This is a genomic window from Paenibacillus sp. PL2-23, assembly GCF_040834005.1.
GTDB lineage: Bacteria > Bacillota > Bacilli > Paenibacillales > Paenibacillaceae > Pristimantibacillus.
The window spans coordinates 3,636,257-3,653,264 of record NZ_CP162129.1 but is presented as its reverse complement, the minus strand read 5'-3'; the positions used below and the strand labels follow the sequence as shown (position 1 = coordinate 3,653,264).

The 17,008-nt window shown below is 49.5% G+C and carries 17 protein-coding genes; 14 read left to right on the top strand and 3 right to left on the bottom strand.

The window, feature by feature from the left end:
• Positions 1–127: 127 nt before the first annotated feature.
• From AB1S56_RS16050 to AB1S56_RS16025, 6 genes are all read left to right on the top strand, one after another.
• Complete coding sequence (locus AB1S56_RS16050) at positions 128–985, top strand: ABC transporter permease subunit (protein WP_340872246.1); 858 nt, start codon at positions 128–130, stop codon at positions 983–985.
• 67 nt (positions 986–1,052) lie between these two features.
• Positions 1,053–1,862: a carbohydrate ABC transporter permease gene (locus AB1S56_RS16045; protein WP_340872247.1), complete on the top strand. Its 810-nt coding sequence runs from the start codon at positions 1,053–1,055 to the stop codon at positions 1,860–1,862.
• A gap of 61 nt (positions 1,863–1,923) precedes the next feature.
• The gene (locus tag AB1S56_RS16040) at positions 1,924–3,525 is read left to right on the top strand and encodes an extracellular solute-binding protein (RefSeq protein WP_340872192.1); all 1,602 of its coding nucleotides are present in this window, start codon (positions 1,924–1,926) and stop codon (positions 3,523–3,525) included.
• Between the two features lie 166 nt (positions 3,526–3,691).
• Entirely contained in the window at positions 3,692–4,042 is a 351-nt protein-coding gene (locus AB1S56_RS16035) for a hypothetical protein (RefSeq protein ID WP_340872194.1), read from the top strand.
• A 43-nt stretch (positions 4,043–4,085) separates the two neighbouring features.
• Complete coding sequence (locus AB1S56_RS16030) at positions 4,086–4,895, top strand: ABC transporter ATP-binding protein (protein WP_340872195.1); 810 nt, start codon at positions 4,086–4,088, stop codon at positions 4,893–4,895.
• Positions 4,892–5,596 (top strand): hypothetical protein, encoded by a 705-nt coding sequence (locus tag AB1S56_RS16025; protein ID WP_340872197.1) that lies wholly within the window; start codon positions 4,892–4,894, stop codon positions 5,594–5,596. Before AB1S56_RS16030 ends, AB1S56_RS16025 begins: the two co-directional genes overlap by 4 nt.
• A gap of 130 nt (positions 5,597–5,726) precedes the next feature.
• Here AB1S56_RS16025 and AB1S56_RS16020 read toward each other — a convergent pair whose 3' ends face one another.
• The gene (locus tag AB1S56_RS16020; protein WP_340872198.1) at positions 5,727–6,926 is read right to left on the bottom strand and encodes an ROK family protein; all 1,200 of its coding nucleotides are present in this window, start codon (positions 6,924–6,926) and stop codon (positions 5,727–5,729) included.
• 285 nt (positions 6,927–7,211) lie between these two features.
• On the opposite strand from AB1S56_RS16020, the gene AB1S56_RS16015 reads away from it, so the two are divergent.
• From AB1S56_RS16015 to AB1S56_RS16005, 3 genes are all read left to right on the top strand, one after another.
• Positions 7,212–7,820, top strand: coding sequence for a chromate transporter (locus tag AB1S56_RS16015; protein ID WP_340872200.1), 609 nt, complete (start codon positions 7,212–7,214; stop codon positions 7,818–7,820).
• Positions 7,821–7,838: 18 nt separating this feature from the next.
• Positions 7,839–8,387 carry a chromate transporter gene (locus AB1S56_RS16010; RefSeq protein WP_340872202.1) on the top strand — a complete coding sequence of 183 codons (549 nt, stop codon included), beginning with the start codon at positions 7,839–7,841 and terminating at the stop codon, positions 8,385–8,387.
• A 171-nt stretch (positions 8,388–8,558) separates the two neighbouring features.
• The gene (locus tag AB1S56_RS16005; protein ID WP_340872248.1) at positions 8,559–9,407 is read left to right on the top strand and encodes a formylglycine-generating enzyme family protein; all 849 of its coding nucleotides are present in this window, start codon (positions 8,559–8,561) and stop codon (positions 9,405–9,407) included.
• 52 nt (positions 9,408–9,459) lie between these two features.
• Here the strand turns inward: AB1S56_RS16005 and AB1S56_RS16000 are convergent, their stop codons facing one another.
• Positions 9,460–10,842 carry an MFS transporter gene (locus AB1S56_RS16000; RefSeq protein WP_340872203.1) on the bottom strand — a complete coding sequence of 461 codons (1,383 nt, stop codon included), beginning with the start codon at positions 10,840–10,842 and terminating at the stop codon, positions 9,460–9,462.
• Positions 10,843–10,946: 104 nt separating this feature from the next.
• Between AB1S56_RS16000 and AB1S56_RS15995 the strand changes: the two genes are divergently transcribed.
• Entirely contained in the window at positions 10,947–11,273 is a 327-nt protein-coding gene (locus AB1S56_RS15995) for a helix-turn-helix domain-containing protein (protein WP_340872205.1), read from the top strand.
• A gap of 44 nt (positions 11,274–11,317) precedes the next feature.
• Here AB1S56_RS15995 and AB1S56_RS15990 read toward each other — a convergent pair whose 3' ends face one another.
• Positions 11,318–12,478 carry an ROK family transcriptional regulator gene (locus tag AB1S56_RS15990; RefSeq protein ID WP_340872206.1) on the bottom strand — a complete coding sequence of 387 codons (1,161 nt, stop codon included), beginning with the start codon at positions 12,476–12,478 and terminating at the stop codon, positions 11,318–11,320.
• Between the two features lie 136 nt (positions 12,479–12,614).
• On the opposite strand from AB1S56_RS15990, the gene AB1S56_RS15985 reads away from it, so the two are divergent.
• The 4 genes from AB1S56_RS15985 to AB1S56_RS15970 are packed head-to-tail and all read left to right on the top strand — an operon-like array spanning position 12,615 to position 17,005.
• Entirely contained in the window at positions 12,615–13,883 is a 1,269-nt protein-coding gene (locus tag AB1S56_RS15985; RefSeq protein ID WP_340872208.1) for a lactate racemase domain-containing protein, read from the top strand.
• A gap of 21 nt (positions 13,884–13,904) precedes the next feature.
• Positions 13,905–14,675, top strand: coding sequence for an SDR family oxidoreductase (locus AB1S56_RS15980; protein ID WP_340872209.1), 771 nt, complete (start codon positions 13,905–13,907; stop codon positions 14,673–14,675).
• A gap of 14 nt (positions 14,676–14,689) precedes the next feature.
• A complete protein-coding gene (gene larE / locus AB1S56_RS15975) occupies positions 14,690–15,493 on the top strand; it encodes an ATP-dependent sacrificial sulfur transferase LarE (RefSeq protein ID WP_340872210.1) in 804 nt (267 codons plus the stop codon).
• A 42-nt stretch (positions 15,494–15,535) separates the two neighbouring features.
• Positions 15,536–17,005: a gluconokinase gene (locus tag AB1S56_RS15970; RefSeq protein ID WP_340872211.1), complete on the top strand. Its 1,470-nt coding sequence runs from the start codon at positions 15,536–15,538 to the stop codon at positions 17,003–17,005.
• Positions 17,006–17,008 lie beyond the last annotated feature (3 nt).

Here is a 17,008-nt window from a genome sequence, read left to right as displayed (position 1 = left end):
GGGGATCACGATAGCTGCCTCATCACATTCAGAGACGGTCAAGGCGGCGGAGTCGGCATCGGGCTTTCGGCTAAGGGCGAGTTACACCTGGCGTCTTGTTCGCAAGTTGAAAGTGTTTTATTTGTTAATGCTGCCAGGGCTGCTGTATTACATCATTTTTAAGTACATTCCCATGTACGGCATTTTGATTGGCTTTCAGGATTATTCAGTAGCCAGGGGGGTGTTTGGCAGCGAGTGGGTTGGACTGAAGCATTTCATTTCCTTTTTCTATGAAACTCCGGATGCCTGGAAGCTTGTGCGGAACACGCTGCTGCTTAACGTGTATGACCTGCTATTCCACTTCCCGGCGCCCATTCTATTGGCCATTCTACTGCACGAGCTGAGGAACGCGCTGTTCCGGCGCATTGTCCAGACCATCAGCTACATGCCGCATTTTTTATCGACGGTTGTGATTGTGGGTATGGTGGTAACCTTTCTGTCGCCGCAAACGGGCATCGTCAATCATTTGCTTGAGTGGCTGGGCTTCGAGAGGATTATGTTTCTCGGCCTGCCGGAGTGGTTCCGAACGGTATACGTTGGCTCAGCCGTGTGGCAGCATCTTGGCTGGGGGACCATTCTTTACCTGGCGGCTATATCCGGTATCGATCCAACCTTATACGAGGCGGCTAAAATGGATGGTGCCAATCGATTTCAGCAAATCAAGCATGTCACGTTTGTTGGCATGGTACCCGTCATCGTCATATTGTTCGTGCTGAATCTGGGCAATATGCTGGAGATCGGCTATCAGAAAATCATCCTGCTCTACAACCCGATGGTGTACGAGACGGCGGACGTCATTAATACGTTTGTCTACCGAAGAGGCGTGCTCGGCGCGGATTTCAGCTTTGCTACAGCGGTAGGGTTGTTCCAGTCAGCGGTTGGCTTCGTGCTTGTCATCGTAGCTAATCGGTTAGCGCGCAAATATTCGGAAACCAGCTTGTGGTAAAGGAGGACGAAACCAATTGAGAGTTTCCGTGTCGTCCCGTATTTTTGATGGAATTAATATTTTTTTGATGCTATTACTTGTGGCCGTTACGGTGTATCCCGTGCTGTATGTTTTCTCGGCGTCGGTCAGCAATCCGGCGCTGGTCCAGAGCGGGGCGGTGAAGCTGTTTCCTCAGGAGTGGACGTGGATTGCTTATGAACGCATCTTGTCCCGATCCGATCTTTGGATCAGTTATTGGAACACGATTCGATATACGATAGTCCAAACCATTCTTACCCTCCTGGTAACCAGCATGCTGGCCTATCCGCTGGCGAGGCGGGTCTTGCCCGGCAAACGGTTTTTGCTGTTAATGATCGCATTTACGATGCTGTTCAGCGGCGGACTTATTCCCACCTTCTTAATTGTTCAGAAGCTGGGCATGCTGAATACGATATGGGCTATGGTCATTCCCACGCTTGTGAGCACCTGGTATTTGTTCATCATGCGCACTTTTTTTGAGGCGCTTCCCCCTGAGCTGGAGGATGCCGCCACAATCGACGGCTGTGGGCCGCTTGGTGTATTGTTTCGTATCGTAATGCCTCTGTCCATTCCGGTTCTGGTAACGATCGGCTTGTTTACCGCGGTGGGGCAGTGGAATTCATTTTTTGACGCCATGCTGTATTTAAGCGAGCGGGATATGTATCCGCTACAAATACTGCTAAGAACAATCATCATCATTGGCAATTCCTCTGACGCTTATGCAGAGGAGGACGGAACCTTTGTCGAGACGGTCAAATATTCCCTTATTGTCATCTCGACGCTGCCTATTCTATGTGTGTATCCGTTTATTCAGAAGTACTTCGTGCAAGGCGCCATGATCGGCGGCATCAAGGGGTAATTCCGATGTCGGCATCTCGGGCTATCCTATACAATGGGAAATAGAAGGGGAGGCAAAGAACATGAAGAAGGTATGGAAGAAGGGGATCCTAACAACTGCAGCAATGACCGCGGCGGTCATGCTGGCCAGCGCTTGCAGCGGCAATAATGCCGGCAGCGGAACGCCATCGGCATCGCCACATGAGGCCGCTTCAGCCGCTCCGTCGGACTCGTCCGGATCCACTTGGCTTTCAGAGAAGCCTATTACGTTCAAGTGGCTGGTGGCGGATCGCAAGGAGGCGCCGGTTCGTAACGATTGGCCGATATTCGAGAGGATTCGCGAGGCTACGAATGTGGGGGTCGAATTCGAGCCCGTTGCCGATGGCTGGGCTGAGAAACAGCAAATTCTGATCGCGACCAATTCTGTTCCCGACTATATGTTGGTTAGTCATACCGATGCGCGGACATATGGACCAGACGGGGTCTTCCTTGATCTTAGCAAATATATGGATCAGGCGCCGAATTTGAAGCGGTTCTACGAGCAGTATCCGGAAGCTGAGGCGGTTGTAACGGGCTCGGACGGCGGAATCTACAGCGTGCCAATCATTGAGGGCAAGGGGTTTAACTTCTCATGGATCGTTCGAAGAGATTTGATGGATAAATACGGCATTGAGGATCCGACCAATCCCGATGAGTTTTACCACATGCTGAAGACACTTAAGGAGCATCATCCCGATACGTACCCGCTGGTGCCGGAGAAGGCCTCCCATATGAACGCAGACAGCTTGTTCACGCCGTTCCTGTCGGCATTTACAGGACTAAGCGGATTCGTATCGTTCGACTCGAAGGAGGAGGTATACAAGTTTGCGCCTGAGCAGCCCGGTTTTCAGGAAACACTTGAGTACATGAACAAGCTGTACAACGAGAAGCTGCTGGATCCTGAGTTTCTGATCATGAAGCCCGCCCAGTGGGAGGAACGCATGTTGTCCGGCAAAGGGCTGGTTAGCTGGTTCTGGAAGGCGCGTGTGCAGCTATTCAACAATAACGCGGAAAAGGCAGGTCTCATAGACGGTTACAAGATGGATACAATCCCGCTTTTTGCAGCTGACGGCAAGGAACCTTATTTATTTGCCCGCAACATGGTTGGAGGCTCCGGTATCACTATTTCAGGTAAAGTAAAAAATCCCGAGGTTGCTGTTCGGTTCCTGGATTATCTCCTTGGCGAGGAGGGGTCTAATTATTTGTCCTTGGGTATTGAAGGAGAAACCTACGAGTTTGTTGACGGTAAAGGAAAGTTTCTGGAATCGCTTGGTCCTGGGCCCTACACCATCCTTCGCGGCGATTATGGCATCTGGTATCCTGGGGTAGCAATGGACTTCGGCAAATCCCGTGACGCGGAGATTCTGAACGAAGACGCTCAACGCATCGAGGATCTATACTTGCCTAAGCTGGTGGAAGCTCCGAAAGCTCTGGTCATGACGGCCGAGGAAACGGAGCTGATGAAGGCGAAGAAAACCAATCTGGATACGTATATCGATCAAAAAATCTCTGAATTTATCGCCGGAAGGACACCAATTAATGATGAGACGATCAAGTCGTTTATCGATCAATGCTTGAAGCTTGGTGCTCATGACCTGCGCGATATGTACAACACATCTTACCAGCGCACATATGGCGGCAAATAAAAGATAAATTGAATAAGAGATAAAACACATAAAATCCTGGGTACTCGTGCCCAGGATTTTATGTGTCCCATGACAATCGTGTATTCTCGTGCATCTGAAATTAGGATGATATATGATTGAGTAGTCAATTGTAATAAATTACAATTGATGTCATGGGGGTGTGTGGTTGAGAGTAGGATATAGTATTTTGCGAGATATCAATCATAAAACGTTTGAAACTTTTTCTACATATGGATTAAGGGACTACCAATTTGATAGAATGATTAGGCTTCTTGAGGACAAAGGCTTCGTGGAGCGTGTGCTAAGAGTCGGTGATAAACTGTCTTTAAGGCCGGCAAAGCTAACCGAAAAAGGTGTTGCTTTTTTGAAAAAGCATTCCTATCTAGAGCTGGAATATCCGATGGATAAAAAGGATCTGAAGGCTTGGCTTCAAAAAGAAAAGTTATTGTATTTCAATGGCGCTGATGAAGACGATAACTTTGACGAGGATGATTTGCGTGATAGACCCAATAATTGAACTCAAGCAGGTGGGCAAGTCGTTTACGAGAGGCAATCCCGTATTGGATCGTATCAGCTTGGCAATTGAAAGCAAGCAATGCCTTGCTATTGTTGGCCATAATGGATCGGGCAAGTCTACGTTGCTTAAGCTGATAGCCGGCCTTGTGAAGGCTTCTAGCGGTCAAATCATATTGAAGCCCTATACCAAGATCGGGTATGCTCCAGAACATTTTCCAAAGCTGCGTTTCAGTGCGGAAGAATATTTGTATGCAATGGGGCGAATTCAGCACATGCCGAAGCCGATTCTGAATAATCGGATAAAGGAATTGCTTGGACGGTTTTCACTGCAAGAAACCTATCCTATAACAAATTTCTCAAAGGGTATGGCTCAGAAGGTGAATCTGATGCAGGCTGTCTTGGGAAAACCAAACGTATTAATATTGGATGAACCATTGTCTGGTCTGGATGCTGCATCTCAAGAGGAGCTGGCCCGAATGCTTCAAACCTTTAAGAATGAAGGTATAACGATTATCATGACGTGTCATGAATCCAATCTATTGGATCAATTGGCGGATAGAATAGTGACCATTCGTAATGGTCGTATCCAATCTGATCATTCTAATTATGTACATATAGAAGAGGCAGTCTATCACATCGTATATGCATTACCGGCTGGCATCGGCGGTGTTCCTTCCTTTGTCATGAGTTTGATGTCTTCAGGATCTATTGTGAAATATGAGGACGGGAACGAGATATTCGTGAAGGAAGAGTTTCGAGATATCATTCTATTGGAATTACTGAAGCAGAAATGTTCTATTTTGTCCGTTCATTGTATGGACAGGCTTCATACCCGAAAGGGAGGGTCAGAATGATCTTACATCTCATAACCTTCTTATTGAAGGGCTACATACGATCGTATCGCTATTTCCCTCCATTGTTATTCAGCGTAATCAGTATCATGATGCTTTATTCCTATCGACCCAATCCTGTTATGGCCAGCTACTCCGTTTCCTCCATCATTGTATATTTTGCTTCTGCCTGGGTTTGCTACAGCTTTTTAAGCTCCATTGAAGTGACGCACGGGCAAATTCTTTCGATTCATGCAGGAAGCGTACGGACTTATTTATGGGGTAAGACGGCTGCTATCTGCTTTTGCTGCTTAATAATTGATTTATTTGCGCTTTTGTATCCGGTTGCTACTCATATGTTCGAAGAAACCGTCAGTGCTCAGCAATTGCTGCTGGCGCTTATTGTCCACATCGAATTGTCACTGTTAGGCTTACTCCTTGCTTTGTTCTTTAACTATCACTTTTTTAAAAGTGCGAGCTTTACGATTGCGTCGATATTATTGGTTCTAATAGTGACGCTTGCAAGAGAAGGTATAATTGAAGAGATCGGAGAGAGCTTTGCCGTTGTTTTCTGGCTGCTGCCGCCAGCTTATCAAGGGATGGAGCTATTGAATCATTATCCCTCCTATCCATCAGGTCTAATACTCATCACACTGAGCTATCCGCTGGTTTATTTTTGCATGCTGTACTATTTGTACATGTTCCTATGGAAAAGGCGAATGTAATGTGAACGAAATGGCTGCCGTATAGATATTGTTGATAAACATATTCATGATGCTGAACAAACTTCATGATATTACCAATTGGATCAAATCGTACGATAACAGAATGCCCTTGCTCAAATTACTAAGCTGTCTACACATTCAAGCCTTTCCACATCATAAGCGCCGCTCCTGCGGCAACGGCATCCTCTCTCAGCAGGCCTTTGGAGAAGAGGGGGGTATATTCTGGATAATAATAGGTATTGCCGATCGCAACCTCAATAGCCGTTCGATAAAACGATTCATGCGAGTTGATTAAAGTCCCACCAAGAATGATGCATTCCGGATGAAAAATATTAATCAGATTGGCCAGCCCAATACCCAAATGTCTGGCTGTCTTGAGGAAGAGTTCCAGCGTGTTGGGATTTTCCATATTCAATTCATTTAACAGCAGATCATATTTGATATCCTCTGGCTTAACCGAAGCTCGGCTGATCAGGCCGGATCTCCCCAGCTTGGCCTCGGATTGCGCCAGCCGCTCAATGGCTTGTATGGATACATAAGCTTCAAGCGCGCCATAATTGCCGTGGGCATGCAGTCTAGGCCCATCCGCTTGAATAATCATCTGGCCAATGGAGCCTTCGCGGTCAACGGAGCCGTGCACAATACCTCCGTATGACATCATCGAAGAACGCAAGCTAACGCCGACATGCACATAGAGCATATGCTGCAGCTGGGATTCCCGCATCGCCCAGTGCTCGCCGAGCAGCGCCGTGTTGGCGCCGTTGTCCAGCTTCGCTTCGATTCCTGTCTGCTCTCGAATCAGCTCACAGATAGGCACGTTCGTCCAGCCCTTCGCCTCGAAGTAGAGCGGATTCAGAATGATGCCTGCATCGCGATCCAGAGGGCCGACCGCGCCAATCCCCATTCCCTTGATCTGGTCAAGCGTTATGCGATGGTCGAGCAGAAGCGCGCGGACTGTTGTCGCGACTTGCTTGACGAATTTCTGGGGAGTCATATCCTCATCCATTCTCCATCTCGTGATGGACATCGGATTCATCGCCATATCGAACAGCCCCAAGGTGGAGTAGAAGCGTGAAATTTCAAGCCCGAAGAAATACCCCCACGAAGGATTGATCTGGAACAGAATCGGCTTTCTCCCCCCGTTGGAGGGACCGAATCCGGCCTCTATAATAAGCTTCTCGGACAGGAGCTCATCCAATAAGCGGTTCATGGTACTTGTTTTGATGTCAAATAAGGGCATGAGATCTGCTTTCGAGACAGTCCCTTGCTTGGCGATGCGCTCATAAAGCGCTTTTTTGGTTGTGAATCGGTTTGCTGCTATATCCATCATTCGATCCCTGCTTATCGCGAATATTGTATTGCTTCCCTAATGATAACCGATAAGGCGGGTGCAGGCTATGTCGTTCAAGGCGGGTGCGTTCTTTTTCCTAAAATTAAAAAAACTTTGTTATTCCCCACTATTCCGATGCTCATTAAGCGGTATAAACCGATCATATGAATCCCTTATAATGCTTATCATCAACTCTTATAGCCTGATTTTTAAAAACTTGATTCCAAAATGAAAAAAAGATGGTATACTAGGTCTATAAGGCAATAAAGATAGGGGATGTCAGGTATGAAAAACGAAAAAGGCTTGCTTTGGAGGATCTTTTTTACGTTTTTGAAGATTGGGCCGGTTACGTTTGGCGGCGGGTACGCTATGATTCCTGTTATAGAGCGAGAGGTTGTAGAGAAGCGCAAGTGGCTGGAAACCCGGGACGTGGCGGACATATTTGCCGTAGCTGAGTCGATTCCCGGCGCGATCGGCATTAATTCTGCGACTTTTATCGGATACCGGGTAGCGGGAATTAGAGGCGCGCTGGCGGCTATGATCGGCATACTGCTCCCTACCTTTTGCATTATTTTGCTGCTGTCGCTGTTTTTCCTGCAAATGAAGGGACACCCCAAGATGGAGGCCGCGTTTGTCTCCATTAGAGCGACTATTGTGGCGCTGATCGCTTATGCCGCGATCAAGATCGGCAAAACGGCATTAGTGGATAAGACCTCGGCCGTCTTAATTGTGCTTACTGTCATTATTATGTACTTCGGCCATTCCTTTATCCATCCGGTATTGCTGATTGTGGGCGGGGCGGCCGCTGGCATTGGCATTATATTTGTAAAGCAGAGACTGGGCCGCAAATCGCCGCTGGCGAAGCAAGAGCCGGTATTTGATTATATGATTTAAAGGGCGGAGGGCTACTCTATGCTGCAGGTGCTTCTGGAACTATTTGTTACTTTTTTTCTAATCGGGATGGTCTCCTTCGGAGGCGGCTACGCGATGATTCCGCTTATTCAGGAGGAGGCCGTTAATCGCCATGGCTGGCTGGACCCTCAGCAATTTACGGATATTATAGCTATTGCGGGCATGTCTCCGGGACCCATTGCAACGAACATCGCCATCTTCATCGGCGTCCAGGAGGCGGGTCTGCTTGGAGCCATTGTCGCTGCCGCAGGCATGGTGCTGCCATCCTTAATCATTATCGTATGTGTGGGCGTCGTTTTTTTCAAAATATATCAGAGCAAATGGCTGCAATCGTCCTTCTATGGCTTACGGTCGATTATAACGGGTCTTATTATTTACGCTGCTATCATATTTGCGGTTAATAATGGCCTGGTTGGCAATCTGTCATGGTTCACGGCTTCGCAAATTCTGATCTTCCTTGGATCACTTGCCGCTTTATTAATCTTCCGCAAGCATCCCGTTTACGTTATTATGGCATCAGGGCTAATCGGTATTGCTCTCTATGGCTAGATGGCGTTTCTCGTCAAACAATCAGGAGGAGATCATACATTGGACAACCACAACAAACCGGCGTGCTGCTCAGCATCCAGGGGCGATGCAGCCGCCTCTCAGCCAATTACGCTTACACGGATCAAACAAAAGCAAACGTTGACCAGCCATGATCAATTGATCTGGGATTCCATGGTGACGATTCCCGCAGGCGAATTTATGATGGGGACGGATTCCCCGGAAGGCTTTCCCGCAGACGGTGAGGGCCCTGCTCGAATGGTGGCCATGGATGCCTTCCAGATCAGCCCATATGCAGTAACGAATGCAGACTTCAAAGCTTTTGTCGACGCAACGGGATATATAACGGAAGCGGAACGCTTCGGCTGGTCCTATGTGTTCCATCTGTTAGTGTCTGAGGAGACGAAGGCGATGGTGGCGAATGTGCCTCAAGCTGTTCCATGGTGGCTTGTTGTTCACGGTGCATACTGGGCGGCCCCTGAGGGCTCTGATTCCAGCATCTCGGAGCGAATGAATCATCCCGTTATTCATATTTCGTGGAATGATGCCCAAGCTTATTGCGAGTGGGCCGGGGTTCGGCTTCCGACGGAAGCGGAATGGGAATATGCCGCGCGCGGGGGGCTGGAGAGAAAAACGTACCCCTGGGGAGATCTGCTCAAGCAGGATGGGAAGCATCAATGCAATATTTGGCAAGGTAAGTTCCCGGTCAAAAATAATGCAAGCGACGGCTACGTCGGTACTGCGCCGGTAGATGCGTACGAGCCGAACGGCTATGGATTGTATAATGTATCCGGGAACGTGTGGGAATGGTGCTCTGATGGCTTCACTCCCGCCTATCATCAAGTGACGCCTGCCAAAAATCCTCATTACACCAAAAAAACAGAAAAGCGCTCCATGCGCGGAGGCTCGTATTTATGCCATCGCTCCTACTGCAACCGTTACAGGGTGGCGGCGCGAAGCTCCAATACGCCAGACAGCTCAACAGGGAATTGCGGCTTCCGTGTAGCGCGATCGCTTGGCTAAAGCGCGGACAGGAAAGAACCTTGCTTAACGTATGCAAGGTTCTTTTCGATGTTTATTTCCCGGTAATAGGCGACGCTGCTCGTAAGCGGGAATAGACAATGGAGCATACGATAGCAACGGCTACGACAAGCGATAATCCCCAATAAATGTTGCTGTAGGCCTGAGCAAGAGTAAGCTTGCTCTGCCAGATCAGGGCGCTGGCCGACAGGGCGACGCCGAACGCGCCGCTGAAAAACTGAAGCAGCTGGAACAGCCCGAGACCCGAGCCAAGCTGCGATGGCTTCAAGAGTCGCGACATCTCGTTGGATACGCCGCTCGTCAAGATGGTGAAGCTGGTGCTAAGCAGCATGTAGATCAATAATATAGCCCAGTAGGATACGCCCTGGAACAGAGCAAACAGCACAACGGAGCCCAGCAAGACATATGGCATATAACGGATGATGGAGCTGTTCCCGCGAGCATCGATATATTGCCCCACACGTCTGGAGAAGAGGATCGCCAGAATAGAGCCTGGGAATACGACCAATCCCGCACCTATGGCGCTAAGCCCATACTGTTTGACGAGTATTTGGGGCATGAGATATAACGTGGCGAAGCTGCATAAATAAGCGGCAATGCCGACCGCGCCCAGAATCAGATAGGATCGATTGTGGAAGAGGGCAGGCAGCACGAATGGATGGCTGGCCGTACGGATGCGCAGGATGAACAGGATGAGCGTGAGCAGCCCGACAGCAAGCGCAAGCCACGATTGGTTGGTCAGGAAGAGAAGTAGTCCTGTTGTGCCTATGCCTATAAGCAAAGCGCCTAATGCGTCGAAGGTGCCCTCCTTCGCGGATTCCTTGGGAATAAGCTTGAAGAAGAGCGGAACAAGCAATACGGTAATCGCCGTTACAGCGAATAGGAGCTGCCAGCCCAAGTATTGTACAATAGCTCCGCCGGCAACGGGGCCGAAGCCAAGTCCCAGCGAGACGGATGACATGATAAGAGCCATGGCTTTGCCTCGACGCTCCAATGGGATATACCTGGAGATCAGCACGAGGGACAGTGAAGGAATAGAGCCCGCGCCTGAGGCTTGCAGGAGCCTCACCATAATCAGCATCATGAAGCCGTTGCTGAATAAGCCGATAATCGCCGCTATGCCGAGCGACAACAGGCCGATGATGAACAGTCTTCGGATCGGGATAAAATCAGCCAGACGGCTGTAAGTAATAGAAGAAATGGCGAATACGATGGAATAGCCTGTCACAATCCACGAGGTTGAGGATGCGGTCAGCTGGAATTGCTGCGAAATGGCTGGCAATGCCAGATTAAACATCATGGTGTTCATGATGACGAGAACAATAGTCAAGCCAAGCATCGCTGTGACGAGATTTTCTTTCAGGGCAAAGGACTGCTCCGTGGCAATGGCGCTGCTGGAAGCCGGTATGCTTTTCATGTGGTGCACCTCCGTGGTTTAAAGTTCGATAGTTATCGAACTTTAGAATCATAGCATGTGTTATGCTATAATGCAATTATCTAACCTGAAATGGGGTGCTTTCGATGAAAGTGCTGCTTCATCCGGCGCCAGAGGATATACATCTGTCGGCTGTTTTATATGCTTTAAGCGATCCGCTGCGGCTGATGATCATTGCCAAGCTGAAGGCAGCTGAGGAATGCAGCTGCGGCGACTTTGACTTGCCCATTGCGAAGTCGACGCTGTCGCATCATATTCGAACGCTTCGGGAAGCGGGAGTGGTCAATGTGCGAAGCTGCGGAACGCTAAGGCTCATATCGCTTCGCAGCGCGGATCTGGAGGGACGATTTCCCGGCTTGCTGGCGTCCATCCTTCATGCTTATGAATCGTCTGCAAGCAAAAACTCTCCCTGAACAGACCTAAGCCGTTCAGGGAGAGTTTTTTGGGTTGCTTGTTGCTATTCCCTGTGTAAATTCAAGGTGGGCACTTGGAGAAATTTCTGAATGGCCAGAGCGCATGCGCCAAGAACACAAGACTGTTTGCCGGATGAGGATAATTTCATCTCACGGTAATGGCAGATTCGAGAATGCATATGCTGACGGATCTCGTCCAAGGGGTTCTCATACAGACGCAATAACTCGCTATCGAGCACGATGACCTCTGGATTATAAATATTAATAATGTTGTTTAACCCGATGGACAGGTAATACATATAGGCTTTCATAGCTTCCTGTACAGCGGGATCCCCTTCCTTCAGCCATTGGCGAATCTGCTCATAGGTGACGGGAGCGCCATTCTTATCTGAGCTCAATTGCTGAAAAACACTTGCCTCGGAAGCGTATTTCTCCCAGCAGCCTTTATTGCCGCAATTGCAGCTGTGACCGCCAGGCACGAGAATCATATGGCCGATCTCGCCGGCAAATCCATCTTGCCCTCGGAAAAAAGCTTGGTTAATCATCATGCCTAGTCCAATGCCTGAATAAAAGGTCACGCAAAGCAAATTATCCGTTTCGTGATGGAAAAATGTACGCTCCGCGAACGCGCTGAGATTAGCGTTGTTCTCCAAGTGAACAACGACTCTCAGTTCCTTCTCGAGATCCGATTTTAACGCGACGTCATGCCAATGAAAGGAAGGAACATAGTGTATGACCTCATCTGTGGTTACGAGACCGTGTATGCCAATCACAATGCCAATAATACCGTACCTGCAGGAGGCGTACCGTTCTTGGTAGGCTCGAATTGAAGCGAGGAGCTGCTTCAGAATATGCTCATACATGGTGGATTCTAATGGAATCGTCTCCGTTGCAACGATGGAGCCTTGCAGATTGGCCAAGGCGAACGAGATCCGATTTCGCTCCAGATCGATGCCCAGGGCATAACCCGCCTCTGCATGGATGGAGAGCATAATCGGCTTGCGGCCCACAAGGTTGTATTCCGTATTTTTTTCAATGACCAACCCTTCATCAAGCAGATCGGAGACCTGAGCTGAGATGGTTGCTCGCGTTAAGTTGGTGGCTTTGGCCAGTTCAGCGCGGGAGATCATCCCCTCTTGCAAAATATGTTTTATGATCAGGGAGCGATTCATTTTTTTGATATAGGAAGCATCGCCTGTAGCCATCAATGTATAATCCTCCATTGGCCTAAAGATAGAATTGACAAAAAAATTGAGTGTTGATACATTTATACTATATTTAATTAGTTTAGTAAACGAATTAATTATGAGATGCGGACATGAAAGGGAGCGAGAGCGTATAATGGGGATTCTGCAGGAGCTTGTGAAGGATATTCCAATTCCAAGGATGGCCAAGGTTAAAGTGAATTTCGACGAGACCAAGATCGAGGATCTGGCAGCCGAGCTGCTGCCCAAGCTGCAACGCAATGCCATTTCAGAAAAAATATGGCCTGGTATGGAAATCGCCATTGCCGTGGGCAGCAGAGGACTTGACCGGCTTGTAGAGATTACGGCTGTTACAGTGAAGTTCCTGCAAGACGCTGGTGCAAAGCCCTTTATCGTGCCAAGCATGGGAAGCCATGGCGGAGCGACAGCTGAGGGTCAGCGAGAGGTGCTGGCGCATCTAGGGATTACAAGAGAGACGGTTGGCTGCGAGATCAGATCCTCGATGGAGGTCGTACAGATCGGGGAGCTGCCTAATGGATTGCCTGTGTATGTGGATCAATTCGCCGCGGCTGCGGACGGTATGGTTGTTATCAATCGAATCAAGCCTCATACCGCGTTTCGAGGCACGGTTGAAAGCGGCATGATGAAGATGATTAGCATTGGACTTGGCAAGCAGAAAGGCGCGGAGGCTTGTCATCAGCTCGGCTTTAAATACATGGCTGAGAATGTTCCGGCGATGGCCAAGATGATTATGGCGCATAAGCCGCTCCTGTTCGGAGTCGCCTCAGTGGAGAACGCTTTCGACAAAGTAGCCATCATCGAAACGATGACGCCGGAGGAAATTGTAGAATACGAGCCGGCCCTGCTCGTTAAGGCCAAGGTATTGCTTCCAAAGCTGTATTTTGACCAGCTTGATGTTCTCATTATCGATGAGATTGGCAAAAACATTAGCGGCGACGGTATGGATCCTAACATTACGGGACGTTATCCCACTCCGTATGCGCATGGTGGTCCCGATGTGAACAAAATGGCCGTGCTGGATGTGACCCCGCAAAGCGAAGGCAACGCTAACGGCGTTGGGACAGCGGATTTCACGACGCAACGGCTGGTCGATAAAATGGACCGCGAGAAAACGTATGCGAACGGCTTGACATCCACTGTCGTTGCGCCAACCAAAATTGCCACGACTTTGCCTAATGACAGGGAGACGATTCAGGCCTCCATTAAAACTTGTAATATTTTGCATTTCGAGCAAGTCAGAATGGTACGGATCAAAAATACGCTGGAGCTTGGCGTGATTGAAGTGTCTGAAGCGCTGCTGGACGAGGTGCGGCGGCATCCGAAAATGGAAGTTATTCAGGATTGTTATGAATTGGAATTCAATCAAGAAGGCAACTTATTCTAAAGATAGCGGGGGAAATGCGAAATGGTGAATTTGTTTGATTTGACAGGTAAAACGGCTGTTGTAGTGGGCGGTAACGGGGTGCTGGGCTCTTCCATGGCGGCAGGCTTGGCTGCTCACGGAGCGCAGGTCGCAATCGTAGGACGGAATTACGAAAAGGCGGTAGCGGTGGCAGAGGAAATAGCTGCTGCGGGAGGAAGCGCCCAGGCCTTCCAAGCCGATGTCGGCTCCAAGGAGTCGCTTGGACAATTGTCCTTGGCAATCGAAGACTGGGCGGGAGGCTGCGACATCTTGGTGAACGCACCAGGCAAAAACAGCCCAACTCCGTTCTTTGAGCTGGAAATGGAGGAGTGGGATGACATTATGGACGTCAACCTGAAGGGGGTCGTCCTTACTTGCCAGGTTTTCGCCAAACGTATGATTGAGCAAGGGCGAAGAGGCAGCATTATTAATATCTCATCTGTATCATCGACAACGCCATTGTCCAGGGTGTTTACCTATTCCGTTTCCAAAGCAGGCTTGAACAGTGTCACGCAATTTCTTGCCCGCGAATTTGCGGAGCAGGGCGTTCGTGTGAATGCGATTATACCTGGATTTTTCCCAGCTGAACAGAACCGCAAGATATTGAGCGAGGATCGAGTCGCCTCCATTATGAGACATACGCCGATGAATCGGTTCGGAACACCGGAGGAGCTCCAAGGAGCCGCAGTTTGGCTTGCGTCGGATAAAGCGTCGGGCTTTGTCACCGGCACGCTCGTGCGTGTGGACGGCGGCTTTGGAAGCATGACGATCTAGAGAGGGGCTGCAAAATGACTAGGGATAAATATGTTGGGCTGCAGGAGATACTGCGCGAGATGGGATCCGTTGTGGTCGCTTTCTCCGGAGGTGTAGACAGCACGTTCCTGCTGAAGGCTGCCGTAGAAACATTGGGAGCCCAGCATGTTCTCGCCGTAACGGCTGATTCCGAGACCTATCCCACCAGCGAGTTAAAGGAAGCGGAGCGGCTTGCGGAGCTGATCGGGGTGCGGCATGAGGTCATTTCCACCTCCGAGCTGGCGATTCCCGGGTATGCAGAGAATAACAAAAACCGCTGCTATTTCTGTAAAAGCAGTCTCTTCGATCATTTGCTGCCTTTGCTTGAGGAAAGGGGCTTCTCCAATATTGTTTATGGCGTCATCGCGGATGATATGAATGAGCACCGCCCGGGCATGCAGGCCGCCAAGGAAAGAGGTATTCGAGGGCCTCTGCTGGAAGCTGGCTTATTCAAGGAGGAGATTCGGGAGCTGTCGAGCGCGTTTGGGCTCCCGACGTGGAACAAGCCCTCCTTTGCCTGCCTGTCGTCACGGATTGCTTACGGAGAAACCATTACCAACGAGAAGCTGCAAAAGGTGGAGCGGGCTGAGGCTTATTTGAAATCTCTTCAGATTCGCCAGGTTCGTGTGAGGACGCATCAGGATATTGCGCGCATTGAAGTAGAGCCGGGTGATATGGCTGCTGTGCTGTCCAATCATGAAGCCATTGTTGAACGTTTGCAGGCATATGGCTACAAATATGTGACGTTGGATCTGCTCGGCTACAGGAGCGGCAGTATGAACAAAGCTCTTAACCTGTAAGCTGGATTCATTATTTGATTTGTAAAAAAGGAAGGTACTCGCATGTCAACCTACGTAATGGGACTTGATATTGGAACAACAAGCGTGAAGGCCTGTCTATTTAACAAAGTCGGTCATCTCGTCTCTGAAGCGGAACGAATGATTGAATCCGAATATCCGCAGCAGGGCTGGGTGCAGCAGGATGCCGTGAAGATTGAGCGATTGACGGTTCAAGCTGTAAACGAAGCAATCAGCAAGGCAGCTATAGATAGAGAGCATCTCATAGCGGTTGGCTTCTCCGCCGCTATGCACTCGCTGGTTCCAGTGGATGAACAGGGACAGCCGTTGTCTGCCGCATTCATTTGGTCAGACGGGCGAGGGACGGAGCAAGTGGATCGGATGACCGAGGAGCAGCGATGCCGTTTGTACGCGAAGACAGGCACGCCAATCCATCCCATGACGCCATTCATGAAGCTGCTATGGATGCAAGAGGAAATGATCGAGACCTACCGTCAGGCCGCGTTCTTCATGTCCATTAAGGAATATATCCTGTACTGCTGGTTTGGACAACGAATTATCGATTATTCCATGGCATCGGCAACGGGACTATTTAATCCATACACTCTGGAGTGGGATGAGGAAATGCTGGAGCTTGCGGGAATCTCCGTGGATCAGCTCTCTGCAATCGTGCCTCCGACAACTGTGCTGGGAGAGCTTAAGGTCGATATCGCAGAGGAAATGGGTATCGCCCCTTCGGTTCCCTTCGTCATCGGAGCTGCCGACGGCCAGTTATCCAATCTGGGTACGGGGGCGCTCTTAGCCGGTGAAGTGGCCGTAACGGTGGGAACAAGCGGAGCGATCAGGCAGTTCTCGCGCGAAGCGAAGGTGAGTCAAAGGGGAGAGACGTTTTGTTATTCCTTTTCAGAGGACTCCTACATTATTGGCGGGCCGACGAACAATGGCGGTATCGCACTGCAGTGGTTGAAGCAGCTGCTGAACGATTCCGGCAGCTACGAAGGCTTTCTTGCTGAGGCGGAGCATACTCCTCCGGGGGCCGAGGGGCTGTTATTCCTGCCGTATATTAACGGCGAAAGGGCCCCGCTTTGGAATCAAAAAGCGCGAGGCAATTTCTTTGGTATGACGATGACGCATACAAAAGCGCATTATGTAAGAGCCGTTCTGGAAGGCATTACCTTCAATCTGTATCAGATCGGTCAAGTGCTGGAGAAGTTGGCAGGTCCTCCGAAGCAAATATACGTAAGCGGGGGCTTAGCCCGTTCTCCCATCTGGCTTCAGATGATGGCAGACGTATTTGACGCTGCAATCTACGTATCCGAAAATCATCACAGCTCAGCATGGGGCGCAGCTTGGACGGCTTTAGTCGGGATTGGGGCAGAAGAGCGCTTCGAGGATATTAAACACAATATACCGATGGGCCAAGCCGTTCTTCCAAATGATGAGGTCAGCAGGAAATACAAAGAGATCTACCGTAAATATGAGGAATTGGCGGCTAGCCTAACCCCTTTATTCTAATGC

Bases quoted from the DNA above. Each gene is read 5' to 3' on its own strand.
- AB1S56_RS16050 (WP_340872246.1), top strand. From the start codon at position 128: ATGCTGCCAGGGCTGCTGTATTACATCATTTTTAAGTACATTCCCATG.
- AB1S56_RS16045 (WP_340872247.1), top strand. From the start codon at position 1,053: ATGCTATTACTTGTGGCCGTTACGGTGTATCCCGTGCTGTATGTTTTC.
- AB1S56_RS16040 (WP_340872192.1), top strand. From the start codon at position 1,924: ATGAAGAAGGTATGGAAGAAGGGGATCCTAACAACTGCAGCAATGACC.
- AB1S56_RS16025 (WP_340872197.1), top strand. From the start codon at position 4,892: ATGATCTTACATCTCATAACCTTCTTATTGAAGGGCTACATACGATCG.
- AB1S56_RS16020 (WP_340872198.1), bottom strand. From the start codon at position 6,926: ATGATGGATATAGCAGCAAACCGATTCACAACCAAAAAAGCGCTTTAT.
- AB1S56_RS16015 (WP_340872200.1), top strand. From the start codon at position 7,212: ATGAAAAACGAAAAAGGCTTGCTTTGGAGGATCTTTTTTACGTTTTTG.
- AB1S56_RS16010 (WP_340872202.1), top strand. From the start codon at position 7,839: ATGCTGCAGGTGCTTCTGGAACTATTTGTTACTTTTTTTCTAATCGGG.
- AB1S56_RS16005 (WP_340872248.1), top strand. From the start codon at position 8,559: ATGGTGACGATTCCCGCAGGCGAATTTATGATGGGGACGGATTCCCCG.
- AB1S56_RS16000 (WP_340872203.1), bottom strand. From the start codon at position 10,842: ATGAAAAGCATACCGGCTTCCAGCAGCGCCATTGCCACGGAGCAGTCC.
- AB1S56_RS15995 (WP_340872205.1), top strand. From the start codon at position 10,947: ATGAAAGTGCTGCTTCATCCGGCGCCAGAGGATATACATCTGTCGGCT.
- AB1S56_RS15990 (WP_340872206.1), bottom strand. From the start codon at position 12,478: ATGGCTACAGGCGATGCTTCCTATATCAAAAAAATGAATCGCTCCCTG.
- AB1S56_RS15985 (WP_340872208.1), top strand. From the start codon at position 12,615: ATGGGGATTCTGCAGGAGCTTGTGAAGGATATTCCAATTCCAAGGATG.
- AB1S56_RS15980 (WP_340872209.1), top strand. From the start codon at position 13,905: ATGGTGAATTTGTTTGATTTGACAGGTAAAACGGCTGTTGTAGTGGGC.
- larE (WP_340872210.1), top strand. From the start codon at position 14,690: ATGACTAGGGATAAATATGTTGGGCTGCAGGAGATACTGCGCGAGATG.
- AB1S56_RS15970 (WP_340872211.1), top strand. From the start codon at position 15,536: ATGTCAACCTACGTAATGGGACTTGATATTGGAACAACAAGCGTGAAG.